Origin of the sequence: Polyangium sorediatum (genome assembly GCF_029946465.1) — a bacterium.
Taxonomy (GTDB): domain Bacteria; phylum Myxococcota_A; class Polyangia; order Polyangiales; family Polyangiaceae; genus Polyangium; species Polyangium fumosum.
Genome location: NZ_JARZHI010000076.1, coordinates 1 through 13,183, shown reverse-complemented (window position 1 = coordinate 13,183; position 13,183 = coordinate 1). Strand labels below are relative to the sequence as shown.

At 69.8% G+C, this 13,183-nt stretch carries 10 protein-coding genes; 4 read left to right on the top strand and 6 right to left on the bottom strand.

Translation table 11 applies throughout. The features are described from left to right. Positions 1-39: 39 nt before the first annotated feature. From QHF89_RS42395 to QHF89_RS42375, 5 genes are all read right to left on the bottom strand, one after another. Positions 40-948 (bottom strand): sterol desaturase family protein, encoded by a 909-nt coding sequence (locus tag QHF89_RS42395; RefSeq protein WP_284721653.1) that lies wholly within the window; start codon positions 946-948, stop codon positions 40-42. A gap of 270 nt (positions 949-1,218) precedes the next feature. Further along, positions 1,219-3,786, bottom strand: a complete 2,568-nt coding sequence (locus tag QHF89_RS42390) for a hypothetical protein (RefSeq protein WP_136968105.1) — start codon at positions 3,784-3,786, stop codon at positions 1,219-1,221. A 111-nt stretch (positions 3,787-3,897) separates the two neighbouring features. After that, positions 3,898-4,248: a hypothetical protein gene (locus tag QHF89_RS42385; RefSeq protein WP_136968106.1), complete on the bottom strand. Its 351-nt coding sequence runs from the start codon at positions 4,246-4,248 to the stop codon at positions 3,898-3,900. A 245-nt stretch (positions 4,249-4,493) separates the two neighbouring features. After that, the gene (locus QHF89_RS42380) at positions 4,494-5,381 is read right to left on the bottom strand and encodes an alpha/beta hydrolase (RefSeq protein WP_136968107.1); all 888 of its coding nucleotides are present in this window, start codon (positions 5,379-5,381) and stop codon (positions 4,494-4,496) included. A gap of 48 nt (positions 5,382-5,429) precedes the next feature. After that, positions 5,430-6,788, bottom strand: a complete 1,359-nt coding sequence (locus QHF89_RS42375) for a hypothetical protein (protein WP_136968108.1) — start codon at positions 6,786-6,788, stop codon at positions 5,430-5,432. A gap of 113 nt (positions 6,789-6,901) precedes the next feature. Here QHF89_RS42375 and QHF89_RS42370 point away from each other — a divergent pair, with 113 nt between their 5' ends. The 3 genes from QHF89_RS42370 to QHF89_RS42360 all read left to right on the top strand — a co-directional run bounded on the left by QHF89_RS42370 (position 6,902) and on the right by QHF89_RS42360 (position 10,500). Then, a complete protein-coding gene (locus tag QHF89_RS42370; RefSeq protein ID WP_136968109.1) occupies positions 6,902-8,524 on the top strand; it encodes a cryptochrome/photolyase family protein in 1,623 nt (540 codons plus the stop codon). A gap of 57 nt (positions 8,525-8,581) precedes the next feature. Next, on the top strand, positions 8,582-8,842 hold the full coding sequence (locus QHF89_RS42365) for a hypothetical protein (protein ID WP_136968110.1): 261 nt from the start codon (positions 8,582-8,584) through the stop codon (positions 8,840-8,842). Positions 8,843-8,910: 68 nt separating this feature from the next. Further along, positions 8,911-10,500 (top strand): sigma 54-interacting transcriptional regulator, encoded by a 1,590-nt coding sequence (locus QHF89_RS42360; protein WP_136968111.1) that lies wholly within the window; start codon positions 8,911-8,913, stop codon positions 10,498-10,500. A gap of 27 nt (positions 10,501-10,527) precedes the next feature. On the opposite strand, the gene QHF89_RS42355 is transcribed toward QHF89_RS42360, so the two are convergent. Continuing rightward, positions 10,528-11,718, bottom strand: a complete 1,191-nt coding sequence (locus QHF89_RS42355) for an HBL/NHE enterotoxin family protein (protein ID WP_136968112.1) — start codon at positions 11,716-11,718, stop codon at positions 10,528-10,530. Between the two features lie 266 nt (positions 11,719-11,984). On the opposite strand from QHF89_RS42355, the gene QHF89_RS42350 reads away from it, so the two are divergent. Beyond that, on the top strand, positions 11,985-12,317 hold the full coding sequence (locus QHF89_RS42350; RefSeq protein WP_136968113.1) for a hypothetical protein: 333 nt from the start codon (positions 11,985-11,987) through the stop codon (positions 12,315-12,317). Positions 12,318-13,183: the final 866 nt, after the last annotated feature.

The following is a 13,183-nucleotide window of genomic DNA, read 5'->3' as shown; positions in this document are numbered from 1 at the left end:
TGGTGCCCGTGGTCCTACCTCCGGCCCGAGCAGCGAGCCTCAGGGGTGGCGCTTGCGCCCATGGTCCGAGCGAAACGGGACGAGGAGCTGGCCGACGTAGCTCTCGGGAAATCCCGCCGCATCCTCGCCGAGTCCCACGTCCTCGGGTGGAGCGACGTCGGGGCGGAAGCGATAACTCCCGAAGACGTGATCCCAGAGCATCACCCTCGGACTGTAATTGGCATCGGCCTCGTGCCGGCGGGGCGAATGGTGCCAGCGATGAACGCGCGCGGTGCTGAAAAACAGATCGAGAAAGCCGGTGCGAAGATCGATGTTCGAGTGCTGCAACATGCCGTGCGCGCCGGAGAAGGCCGCCATCAGCGCGAGCGGCGCATCACCGACGCCGAGCAACGAAAGCGGCGTGAAGGCGGCGACCGCGCTGATCAGGTTGTCGAGCGGGTGGGTGCGGGCGAAGTTCCACCAATAGATCCGACGCGAGCTGTGGTGCACCGCGTGCACGCGCCACAAGGGGGTCCAGATATGCTCGAGTCGGTGGATCCAATACCAGGGCAGCTCGAACACCACCACGGCGAGCAGCGCTTGCAGCGGGAGGGGCCAACCGTGCGGCCAGAGGCGTGTGCCGAGCCGAGAGGAGAGCGCCTCTCCGAGCGGGGCAAACACGCCGACGGCGACGAGCGTGCCGACGTCGAAGGCGCGATTTGAGAAGACGAGGTGACAGAAATCGGTGCGCCGGTCACCGTGCGGCTTCGCCCAAACGCGCGAATACGGGATGATCCACTCGAGCAAGGTGACGAGCACCGCGGCCACCAGGACGACCACAACGCCGACAGCCCAGGCCGGCCAATGTCGCGCGATGGCCCAGAGGCCAAACGCGATCGCTCCGCCGGTCATCGCCGGATAGGCGAGATACGAGAGCGAGCGTCGCAATAGGTTCCCGTGCGCCTTCACGTACATTCTCCTCTGAATCCTGTGCGCTCGTCATCGTCGCCATCTGACTCACATCCAAGCATGTTGCCTTCAAAAATTTCCCTCTTGCAGTGGCTGGCCTCGCGCTCTCCGTGCGCGAAGCCCTCGGCGAGACGTTCCCGACCGGCGCGCCCGCCCTCGACGACGCCCCCCAGCCCGCAGCTTCTGCGAGCGCCGCGCCTTCTGCGAGCGCCGCGCCTTCTGCGAGCGCCCCCCCGCGCCGAGCCACTGATCTCGACTGATCTGCCGCACCTAGCGGACGCGGACGGGGGTGCCTCCCAGGGCGTAGCCCTCGTCGCGTGTGAGGATGCGAGCGGGGGGCTGGCCATCCATCAGCAGACCCCGCAGCTTGCGGATGGTGACGTGCAGCCGGTTGTCGTCGCGCAGCGGGTGATAGTCGGGCTGCGCCCAGCCCTCACGAACGAGTTCCGCCTTGCTGGCCTCGCCGCCGTGATCCCAGAGGACCTCGAGGAGGCGCCAGAGCAGCGGTTTGGACTCGAACGAAATGCGCGATCCGTCGTCGAGGACGACCGATCGATCGACGTCGGCGATGCCCCAGCTCGGGAGGGATCCCGGCGCGAGGTGCACGATCTTGCCGAGGTGGCCGACGAGCGCGTCGAACAGTGCGCGCTCGACGGCGTCGGGACCTGCGGGCGCCCCGAGCAGGTGTCGTGCGCAGCGCGCGACGATCGGGGCGGGGGCTTCGTCGCGTGCCCAAGACACGAGCTGCAGCATCGAGGCGGCGGGCTGCGAAAGGTATGCGAGCAGCTCGGCTTCGCGGACGAAACGCGCGCTCCCCATGCGCTCTGCCGACTCGCGGAGCCTTCCTACCTGTTGCGCGGCCTCCTCGCGGCGGCCCTGGGCGAGCAGGAGGAAGGTCAGCGTCGAGCGCGCGTGCGCTTCGCGTGAGGCGTAGCCCCAGCGCGAGGCGTGCTGGACCGCCGCGCGACTGGCCGTGGTCGCTTCGTGCCAGGCGCCCCTCAACACGTGCGCCTCGGCATCGGCGAGGCGCGCCACGATCTCGTGCTCGATGCTCCGCACCACGGGAGGCGGGGAGGGGACGTGCTCGCCGAGGCGGAGGCGCGCGCGCCTCCGGGTCTCTTCGAGCAGCGGGCTCGCGGGCGCCCCGTTTCGCAACCACAGCACGAGGGGATCGCGCAGGGTGACGCCCAAGTCCGTGCCGCGCGCCAGCGCGACCTCGATCGCAGCCATCGCCGCCGACGATTGGGCCTCGAGCAGGTCTCCCTCGCGCGCAGCCTGGAGCGAATCGCTCACTTCCTCGCCGATCCCGTCGAAGTCGCCCGCCCACACGCGCGCGAACACCCGGCTGGATCCCGCGAAAGGGTGCTGGAGCGTCCCTTCCCGCGCGAACGGAGCGAGCCGCTCTTCCAGGGCCGCCACGTCGCGCAGGGCACCTCGGTCGATCGCGATTCGTAGTTGCAGCAGGAGGATCGGCCCGAGGTGGTGGAACGACAGCGAGCGAGCGCGATCGCCGGACATCAACTGGGACAGGACGTCGTGCGCCTCCTCGAGCAGGCCGAGTTGGTACAGGGTGTCGGCGGCGCGGAAGAGGATCGGGTTTTGCGCGCGGAAGGGAAGGCGTACGGCGCCGGCACGGACCCGCTCGAGGCGTGCATGCGCCTCGTCGCTACGATGCATCAGCGCCAGGACGGTCGAGGCGCTCCCGTCGCGCAAGCAGGCGAGCTCGTCGTCCTCCGTCGTGATCGACTCGACCAGGGCGAGAGCGCGCGCGAGCTCCCCCTTCATCACCAGGCACTGGACGGCGATCGTCTTCGCCTCGCCGGCGATCCGAGGGGCGCCCTCGGCTTCGGCGCGGGCGACGAGCGCCTCCGCGTCGCGGAGCGAGCGGTCGAGATCGCCCCCCGAGAAGAACGCTTCGAGGAGCACCAGAGCGTCCTTCAGCGAGGCGTGCTGCGCGGCGCCGTGCGGCAGCGCCGCCAGATCGCCCACTTCCGCGGCACAGCGCATCCACCACCGGCCTAGCTCCGGCTCGTGGCGCCGGAGCGACAGAACCGCGTACAGGTTGCGCGCATAGCCGTCGCGCAGCGCTTCCTCTGCGTGCTCGTCGAGCCACGCGAGCACCGTCGCGGCGTTGCGATCGGAAAGGGCGCGCATCGCCGAGAGCATCGGGTCGACGATCGAGACATCCGGCTCGGCGCCCGACGCGACGGCGCGTAGGAGCGCGCCGGGGTTGCCGCGGGAGGCCTCCACGGCCCTGCCGAAATCGAGCGGCCTCGCAGCGGTCCCGTGCGCCAACGTCTCGAGCTCTGCGTCGGGCATCGGCCCGAGGCGCAGGCTCTGTCCGGGGACGAAGCGGCTCTCGCAGAAGCCTTCACCGGTCACGATCCACCGCGACTCGCGCGCGTAGCGGGAGACGACGCTCATGAGATCACGAAGCAGCGGATCGGCGGTGACCCCGTCGAGCACGAGCCAGAGCCGCGCGCGCTCGGCCATGTCGAGGAGCACCTCGGGGAGGCTCTCGCGCACACGAAGTACCGAGGCCCACGCGATCTGGGTGACGCTCGCAGCGGCGGCGACGATGCGCACGAGCTCGCGATCCGGCGCGACATCGTCCGGCAACCCGCCGAAGGACGCGAAGACGACTGGCACCTCGAAGAAGCTCTCGCGCAAGACCTGCAAGACCGTCGCGGTCTTGCCGACGCCGTGCTCGCCGCTCACGAGCGTGACGGGGCCCCTCGCGAACGCGACGCGGAGCTGTTCGCGCTCCTTCTCTCGACCCAGGAAGAGCGCGGGCGGGTTCGGCGCGCGCAAGGTCAGCGGAAGCGACGCGGGGAGCATCCGCGACATTTTCTAGCGCAACGCCGAGACTTTACGAGTCGGATTGCGCGACGCGGGGGGTGGGGTCGCGCTCGCGATGACGCCCTCCCGCGTTTGGTGCCGGCGTACCGATCAGGGGTACGTGTAGGTGTAGACGATCCAGCCGTTGCTGACGGTGCAGCCGGTCACTTGCGGGTTGTGCGTGTTTGCAGAGCCGGGGATCGGCAGGGTGTGGTTGTCGTCGGCGTGGTGCTCGGCGACGTTCCACTCCGACTGGGTGCAGGCGCGCCCACGGTCGAGCGGGTCCGGCGCCGCTCCGGCGCCCTCGAGCGCGAGCTGGTCGCCGTCGCCCTCGCGCCCGTCGCTGTCCTCGCGATCTTCGAGCGCGAGCTCGGCCTCCTCGACGAGCTCGTCGCCCCCCACGGCACAACCCGCGAGGGACGCGGAAGCGATCATCAGCCCAACCAGAGCGTGCTTGAACATTGTGTAGCCTTCCTTCCGCAGGGGCCCGCTCCGCGCTTCGGCGAGCAAGCGGCAACCACCGGTGACCGGCATCTTGCAGAACCCGGGTGCCACGTCCCCTGATCTCGGCTGATCTCGCACCCTCGCGGGATCGGAGGGCTTCGCGTTCACCCATCCTGGCGGTTCAGCGCGTCGCCGGGGCCGCTGCGGACGCCGCGCTGAGGGAGGGTCGCCCATGCCTGCCCTGCGGCATTCCAGCCATCCAATCAGGCCTCAAGCGAGAGCCGCGCCCGGAGGAAATCCGCGGCCCGCTCCGTGGAGGCGATGGCCTCCCGCAGGTACGTCGGGAACCCCTGGAACCCGTGAATCATGTGCTCCCACGCGTCGAGCACGGCCTCACCGCCCGCGGCGTTCACCTTGTCGACGAGCCTGCGCGCATCGTCGAGCAGCACCTCGGCCGTGCCCACCTGCACGAAGAGCGGGGGCAGCCCGCCGAGATCGGCGAAGAGCGGCGAGCTCGCGGCGGGATCCTTCCCCTGGAGAATGGCGCCGACCATCATGGCGGTTCCCCGCGGATCGACGAGCGGATCTCCCTCGCCGTTCGTCTTCGTCGAATCGCCCGAGCCCGTGAAATCGACCCAGGGGGAGAAAAACGCCGCGCAGCTCGGCAGGGGCAGGCCCGCGTCGCGCAGCGCGAGCAACGTCGAGAGCGTGAGGCCGCCGCCCGCCGAATCCCCGGCGATCGCGATATGCGAAGGCGCGACGCCCTGCGCGAGCAGCCAGCGATACGCCGCGACTGCGTCCTCGCGGCAAGCGGGCCACGCGTTCTCGGGCGCGAGGCGATAATCGACGGAGAGCGCGCGCGTCCCGGCGTGTTTCGCCAGGCGGAAGACCGTCTCCAGGTGGGTCTCGGGTGAGCCGACGATGTAAGCGCCGCCGTGCAGGTACAGGATCACGCGGCTCGTATCGGCGCCGGGCGGCGTGATCCAATACGCGGGCACGTCGCACGAGGTGCGCTCGAGCCGCGCCTCGCTGGGCACGGGCGTGGCTTGCATGAGCGCCGCGAACCAGGCGCGCATGTCGGCCGGCAGGGGGCTCTTGGGGGGATTCGATCGGAAAAACGTGATGAGCTCGGCGAGACCCGGGGTTTCCATGCAGGCATGAGACGCCCGCGCGCCCGCGTCGTCAAGCCGGGGGAAGGATCAGGGCCACCAGCGCACGACGTCCTTCGCCGGCCGCGCCCGGAGCACGACGTGCCGCTCGCCCTTGTTCGTGGTGTGCTTCGCCGCGATCCACACGTCGCTCCCGGGGGCCCACACCTCGCGCATTTCCCACCGAGAATCGGGCTCCGGGACGGCGGCGTGCGCGGGCGGCGGGACCTCCTCCCATTCTCCGGGCGGATATCGCTTCCAGATCGCGTCCGCCGTGACGAGCCACAACGTCCCGTCGCCCGCCCCCGCGAGCGATTGCGCGGGCGCGCCGAGCTTCGGCAAGGTCTGCGCCTTGAACACGCCGCCTTCGAGCCGGAGCAGGTGGGCGCTGCCATTGTCTTCGGCGCCGAGCACCCACACGTCGCTCGGCCCTTGCGCCACGAGGGCGACGTGGCGCATCGACACCGGCACGCCCGACAGCACGTACACCTGGCCCGGCACCCCCACGGGCGCCTCCTCCACCTCGCCGGCGTCCGCCCCTGCGTCCGCCCCTGCGTCCGTCCCTGCGTCCGTCCCTGCGTCCGCCGCGCCGCCGTCGAGCTCCACGTCCTTTGCCTCGTTCACGACGGGTGCGGCCGCCGCGCTCGCGACGGCGGGCGCCACGCTCGCGCTCGCCTTGGGTGAGGGCGCGCTCGGGGCCTCCTCGGCCCAGCGTACGACGATGTGGTGCTTGCCGGAATCTCCCGTCCTGCAATGCCCCGCGGCGAACACCTCTCCGGTCGCGAGCGCCGCGATCTCCTCGATGCGCAGCGATTTCGCGCACGCTTCGTCGTCGAGCCGCGCGCTCGGCAGATCGGGCGAGGGCTTGTCCTGGTGCGGATCCACGACCTTGACCTTGAGCTTGCCCGAGGACGTCGACATGGCGAGGATCCGCTTCTTCGACCACGCGGCGAGGTGCGGCTTCCAGTCGTCGGCGTATGCCTTGAAGCTGCCCTTGGCCTGCTCCAGGCGGAGAAACGGATTCTTCGCGGGCTCCTTTTCGATTTTGGGCGTCTCGAAGAGCACCCAGACCGAGCCGGGCAGCCGGCCCGAAAACCGCAGGATGTGCCCCTCCGCGGGAAGGCCGGTCGGCATGGGCTTTTCGACGAGCTCGCCCTCGACGGCCGCCGTCGCCATCCGCGTGCGCCCCGCATCCGCGATCACCACGCCCTCGGCGACGCCCGAGAACGTGATCGGATCCTTCGCCTCCAGCACCACCGAGAGCGGGCCCTTGGGCACCTCCGGGGCCGGCGTCGTCGCCGTGGTCGTCGCCGAAGGTGTCGGCGCGGGGCCCTTGTCGGTGTTGTTGCCACAGCCGAGCAGAGCCGAGGGAACGAGCGCACACGCGAGCAGGGCAACGAGGCCACGCATGCGGGCAAACTAATCGGTTTCTCCCTGAAAAGGAAGACATCGCCGGGCAGCTTGACCGGGCCTTCGTAGAACCCTACGTGCCACCGCACCCCCATGGCGCAGACGCAGGCCTCATGAAGCGCTTCTTCGCCGAGCTCCGCGCCGCCGCGCGCGACGAGCGCGGGCGCACCTTCGTCTTCGTCCCCTACGACCAGCTCTCGGACGCGATCGGCCCCCTGCGTGATCTTCCCCCCGAGCGCGCGGGCGTCTTGCTCGTCGAGGACCCGGCGAAGGCCGCGCGCCGCCCCTACCACAAGCAAAAGCTCGCCCTCGTGCTCGCGAACATGCGCCATTTCGCGCTGGAGCAAGCGCAGCGTGGCGTCGCGGTCCGGTATGTGGTCGCGGACGCGGGGTATGCCGGGGCCGTCACGCGCGCGGCCGCCGAGGTCGGGCCGCTCCTCTGCATGGAGCCCGCCGAGCGCGAGCTCCGCGTGGATCTCGCGCCCGCCCTGGCTTCGGGCGCGCTCAGGTTCGTTCCCCACGACGGGTGGCTCACGACACACGACGATTTTCTCCATGCCACGGGCGGGCGTCCGCCCTATCGAATGGAATCGTTTTATCGGTACGTGCGCAGCCGGACCGGCCTCCTCGTGCACGACGGCAAACCCGAGGGCGGGCGGTGGAGCTTCGACACGGACCACCGCCTCCCGTTCCGCGGCGAACCTCCCGCGCCCACGCCGCCCTCGTTCACGCCGGATCCCATCACGGAGGAGGTCTGCGCGCTCATCCTCCGTCGATATGCCGATCACCCCGGCCACCTCGATCCCGGCGCGCTCCCTTCCACGCAGGCCGACGCCGAGGCGCTCTGGGCCTGGGGCAAACACGCCGCATTGCCGCATTTTGGTCCCTTCGAGGACGCGATGTCCTCTGCGTCGTCGAACCTCTTCCACACGCGCCTCGCCCCGCTCCTGCACCTCCACCGCCTCCTGCCCGCGCGGATCGTGCACGAGGCCGCGGCGCTCTCCATTCCGATCGCCAGCAAGGAGGTGTTCGTCCGGCAGATCCTCGGCTGGCGCGAATTCGTGCGGCACGTGCACCGCGAAACGGACGGGTTTCGGATCCTGCCCGATCTGCCCGAAGGAATGGCGCGTGGCCTCAGCGACCCGAACGCGCCCGCGCTGCCGGACATGCTCGGCGCGACCGAGCCCTTGCCCGCGTGTTTTTGGGAGGGAGGCCCGCGCTCGGGGCTCGCCTGCCTCGATCGCGTGCTCGGCGACGTCTGGCGCGAGGGCTACAGCCACCACGTCACGCGGCTGATGATCCTGTCGAACATCGGCACGTTGCTCGGCCTCTCGCCGCGCGCGCTCACGGATTGGTTCTGGGCCGCGTACATCGACGCATATGACTGGGTCGTCGAGTCGAACGTGCTCGGGATGGGGACGTTCGCCGCCGGCGACATCATGACCACGAAGCCCTACGTCTCGGGCGCGGCCTACGTCGATCGCATGAGCGATTATTGCGACGGCTGCCCGTTCGATCCCAAAAAGACGTGCCCGATCACCGCGCTTTACTGGGATTTCCTCGCGCGGAACGAGCCGATCCTCCAGAAAAACCCGTGCATGCTGGTCCCGCTCCAGGCGCTCGCCCGCCGGCCGGGCCCGCGCCGGGAGGCGGATGCCCGCGTGCGCGAGGCCGTCCTCTCGACGCTCGCGCGCGGCGAGCCGCTCACGCCCGAAATCCTCCCGCCGCCCCCGTGAAACGAGAGGTCCACGCGCGTTGCCTCGTGCCGGATCGGACGATATAGAAGGCCCGCCATGGAAACCCCCTCGCCCGCGCCCCGCACCTCGCCGTCCACGCCCGCGTCGAGGCCGTCCGGCGGATCCGCGGGCAAGATCCTCGTCGTCTTCATCGTGGTCACCTCCGCCGCGATCGCCGGCACCATCGTGGCGATGCGCCTCTCGGTCCGCGCAAAGATGAACGCCGCCGCCGCCTCCGCGAGCGCCGCGGCCTCGGGCGCGCCTTCCGCAGGGCCGTCCGCGTCGCCGGCCCCCGCGGGGAGCGCCGCGCCCCACTGAAACGACGCGTGATGGATCTCCATTGACGCGCTCGTCCTCCGTGCGGAAGCTCGCGCGGGAAGGAAGAGATGCGCAGGGATCGGGCCATCGAGGACGTCTCCACGGCGATCGGCAAGAAGCGCGGGGGGACGAAGGCGGCGCGTGTCGTCCCCGCGCTGACGATCGTCGCGCATCCGAATGCAGACCGGGTCGGCGAGCGCGCGCTCCTCGACGCACTCGCCCCGGGCAAGGAGCTCGAGCTTTCGCGAAACGCCCCGGATTTCACGAGACCCGGCGCCGTCCTCGGCGCGGGGCTCGGCGATCCTTTCGTGAGCCGCAAGCCGATCCGCCTCGCGCCCACGGAGAGCGGGGGCATCGTGCTGCGCGCCGGGGATGCGGGCACGGACGTCGTGGTGGGCGCGCGCGTGCGCGGCAGCGTGGAGATCGAGGCCGCCGACATTGACGCGGGGGTGCCGATCACGCTGGCCGATCGCGTGGTGCTCTTGCTTCATCGCATCGAGCTCGACGTGGAGGATGGCCCGGTCGCCCTCGGCATGATCGGGCAGAGCGCGGGGATCCGGCGCGTGCGTAGCATGCTCGAGCGCGTCGCGGACCTGCCGGTGCCCGTGCTGATCCGGGGCGAGACGGGGACCGGCAAGGAGCTCGTGGCGCGCGCGCTGCACGAGAGGAGCCCGCGGCGGCAAAAGCCGTTCGTGAGCGTGAACCTCGGCGCCATCCCGCGGGAGCTCGCCGCCGCGGAGCTCTTCGGGACGGAGAAAGGCGCCTTCACGGGCGCGACGAGTGATCGGAGCGGGTTTTTTCGGGCCGCACAGGGAGGAACGCTTTTCCTCGACGAGGTGGGGGAGGCGCCGCCGGAGGTGCAGGTGATGCTTCTCCGCGTCCTGGAGGCGGGGGAGTTTTATCCCGTGGGAGGACGGACGCCTCATTCGACGGACGTGCGGCTCGTCGCGGCGACGGACGCAAACCTGGAGGAGCACATCCGCGAGGGTCGCTTCAAGGCGCCGCTGCTCCATCGGCTGGCGGGCTACGAGCTTCGTTTGCCGCCGCTCCGGGAGCGGCGGGAGGATCTCGGGATCCTGCTGCATCATTTCGCCCGCGAGGAGCTTCAATCGATCGGCGAGGCGCACAAGCTCGCGCCGAAGGACCCTTATGCGGAGCCGTGGATGCCGGCGACGCTCGCCGCGCGCCTCGTTCGGTTTTCCTGGCCGGGCAACATTCGCCAGCTCCGCAACGTGGCGCGGCAGCTCGTGATTGGCAGCCGAGGGCAGGCGCGGCTCTTGGTCGATCCGCGCCTCGACGCGGAGCTCGAAGAGCGCGCGCCGGCCCCGGCGCCGGGAGGTTCCGCGCCGAGCGCGCGGGAGGCGGCGAGCGCGCCACGGCGCAAGCCTTCGGATGTGCACGAGGAGGAGCTGACGGCGGCGCTCCAGGAGCACGCGTGGGACCTGAAGGCCGCAGCGGACAAGCTCGGGATCCCGCGGTCGTCGATGTACGACCTCATCGAGCGGTGCCCGAGCATTCGCACGGCCGGGGATCTACGCGCGGAGGAAATCGAGCGCAGCCACCGGGAACACGCGGGGGATCTCGATCGGATGGCGGCCGCGCTCAAGGTCTCGCGGCGCGCGCTCCAGCGGCGGGTGAAGGAGATGGGGCTCGGTTGAATCCGGGCGACGAGGCCCGGATGTCGTTCATGCGGCGCGCGGGGCCTTCTGCGGCGGCGTGGTCGGGAGCGAGACCGTGGCGGGCGTGGCGCTGTTGTATTGAATGCCCACGAGCGTCTGGCAGAAGCTCTGGAGGGTCTGCCAGTCCGCGTTGGCCGCGTTCAGGTCGGCCTGGAGCTGCGTGATCTGGCTGCTCGTCAGATCGGACTGCGCGTTGTTCAGGTCCGTGATCACCTGGGTGATTTGTTGTTCGAGCGACTGCCACGCCTGCAGGAGGAGAGCGATCTGCTGGCTCGCGGCCTGCGAGAGCGTGATCAGCGTCGTCAGGTTGCTCTGGATCACCTTGAGCGAGGCGATCTGCTGGTTCAGCGCCTTCATGTTGGCCTGATCGAGCGCGATCTGCGCGGAGAGCTTCTGGATCTCGATCTCGCCGGCGACCGTCAGCGCGATGCCCGCCGCCGCGCCGATGATGCCGAACGCGAGCCCGGCCCCGAAGCTGAAGATGGCGATGACCGCGCCCGCGAAGAACGAGACGCCCGCGCCGATGGCCGAGGCCGTGACGACCGTCTGCCACGTGGCGATCTGGTCGTTCAGGCTGTTGATGTCGTCCTGAAGCTTCTTCACCTGGTCGGCGTCGTATCCTTCGGTCTGCTCCGCGTTCGTGATCGCGGTCTGCATGTTCGTGGCGTCGGAGGTGAGGGCGTTCGCGAAGTCGTCGATCTCCTTCTGGAACGTCACCGCCGTCTCGAGCTGCGTGCTGAGGCCGGTGAGCAAGGTCTGGAGCGAGCTCTGCACGGCCTGCCGCGCCTGCGGGTTGCTGGGATCCCGCTGGAGGATGGGCATCGCCTGGTTGATCGTCATCATGTTCAGGCTGAAGAGCGACGCGTAATTGATGATCCCCTGCGGAATCGCGTACAGGCCCGGCGTGATCGAGTTCTGCCACTCCATCGCGTGCGTCTTGGCGTCGGAGAACTGATTCACGAAGCTCTGGTACCAATCGGGCGGCGGCGTGAGCGTGGGCAACGTGGTCGCCGTGATCGCGAGGACATAGGCCATGACCGCGTTGTTCGCGTTGAACGCGTCGGCGAGCTGCTGATCGATGGGCGGCGAATCATTCGCCGCCGCGGCCAAGCCAAGCGCGCGGTTCGGCCGGACGAGCTCGAGGGCCGCGCGGGAGTCCTGGTGCGAGAAGCGGAAAGGAAAGAATCGTCGTGCCATGGGGGTCTCCTGTCGTCGTTCGGGGTGTGTCCCGCGACGGGCACATCGCAAAGGCAATGCCAGCGCCGCCCTCGGCGAAAAGGAGGGCAAGGCCGTCGCCCGGGGCCCTCGTGTGGCCCCGGTCGACGCGTCGACGCGGACGTTCCGACGCGTCGACGCGGCGAGGAGCCGTTGCGCGCGGCGCGTTCCCGCGTGAACGATGGGATCCGCGCCGTGTCCCACTGGCACGCCCGCTGCAACGCTACGGCTCGATAGGAGATGGCAAGATGGCGCAGAGGTTCACGATGAACATCACCAACACCGGCTTCGAGAATTTCACGGGCCGGGACGGGCTGACGAACAATGTGTATCGAGACGACTCAATCGAGTTCCAGCTCGCTTCCGGCCGGACGCTGTCAGCCCCCGTGACCTGGCCAGCGAACCTCTTCGCGTCTGGGGCCGATCCGTTCGACGTCACGACGGCGGGAGGGGTCGTCGTGACGGTCTCGTCGAGAGCAGAGCTCGGCGCCCACCTGATCTCCACGACGGACGTCACGGGCCCAGGCCAGGGAACGAAGACCGGGACCATCAACGTAGGCTCCGGCCGCGTAGAGCGCTGAGAGGAGCGGTCGCTGAAGCCGCGGAGCTGGGGCTTTGCCCCAGGCCCCAGCAGGGGCTGTCCGCCCCTGCACCCGGACCAGCCAGGGGCTGGACCCGAGGTCGATGAACTGCGCGATGCGCAGTTCATCGAACAGGCCCGGTCAAGACCGGTAGCGACGTTGCCAACCGAGACAGGCGCGCGGCCTTCCAGCAGGCCGGTGGCAAGACCATGGGGAGGTTCGTTGGCGTCGGTTCGATGAGCTGCGCGATGCGCAGTTCATCGATGAGGCCGTGTCTTCAAGCTTGGGGGCCGAGCCCAAAGGCGACGGGGACGTGGGTGCGAGGGATGGGGGGCATGGTCCGAAGAGACGACGTCGAGTCTCCGGAGGTACGAGGCCGTGCCTTGGAGGGACGGGGACGTGTCTCTGGGGCGTGCCGTCGAGCCTCCGGAGGTACGAGGTCGTGCCTTGGAGGGACGGGGACGTGTCTCTGGGGCGTGCCGTCGAGTCTCCGGAGGTACGAGGCCGTGCCTTGGAGGGACGGGGACGTGTCTCTGGGGCGTGCCGTCGAGCCTCCGGAGGTACGAGGCCGTGCCTTGGAGGAACGGGGGCGATGGAAGGGGCGACGGGCTCGTGGCGTCGAGAGATGGGCACGATGCAGGAGACCATAGGCTCCTCGCCCGAAGACCTACGGCCGCATCACGTGGAGGGACGGAGCCGTGCTGTTTGGAGCGTGAGGCCATCGCGTCACGCCACGACCTCATGCGACGAGGCGTTGGCCGCCGACCTGTCCGCGCTGCGGCCTTTGGTAGGCAAGCTCATCCCTGGCCTTGACCGGCGGCGGCGTTCCCCACCAAGACAGCCGCGCTACGGCTTCTGCTGTCCCC

Excerpts from the sequence above, each read along its gene's own strand:
- QHF89_RS42390 (WP_136968105.1), bottom strand. The coding sequence starts at position 3,786 with ATGCTCCCCGCGTCGCTTCCGCTGACCTTGCGCGCGCCGAACCCGCCC.
- QHF89_RS42385 (WP_136968106.1), bottom strand. The coding sequence starts at position 4,248 with ATGTTCAAGCACGCTCTGGTTGGGCTGATGATCGCTTCCGCGTCCCTC.
- QHF89_RS42380 (WP_136968107.1), bottom strand. The coding sequence starts at position 5,381 with ATGGAAACCCCGGGTCTCGCCGAGCTCATCACGTTTTTCCGATCGAAT.
- QHF89_RS42375 (WP_136968108.1), bottom strand. The coding sequence starts at position 6,788 with ATGCGTGGCCTCGTTGCCCTGCTCGCGTGTGCGCTCGTTCCCTCGGCT.
- QHF89_RS42370 (WP_136968109.1), top strand. The coding sequence starts at position 6,902 with ATGAAGCGCTTCTTCGCCGAGCTCCGCGCCGCCGCGCGCGACGAGCGC.
- QHF89_RS42365 (WP_136968110.1), top strand. The coding sequence starts at position 8,582 with ATGGAAACCCCCTCGCCCGCGCCCCGCACCTCGCCGTCCACGCCCGCG.
- QHF89_RS42360 (WP_136968111.1), top strand. The coding sequence starts at position 8,911 with ATGCGCAGGGATCGGGCCATCGAGGACGTCTCCACGGCGATCGGCAAG.
- QHF89_RS42355 (WP_136968112.1), bottom strand. The coding sequence starts at position 11,718 with ATGGCACGACGATTCTTTCCTTTCCGCTTCTCGCACCAGGACTCCCGC.
- QHF89_RS42350 (WP_136968113.1), top strand. The coding sequence starts at position 11,985 with ATGGCGCAGAGGTTCACGATGAACATCACCAACACCGGCTTCGAGAAT.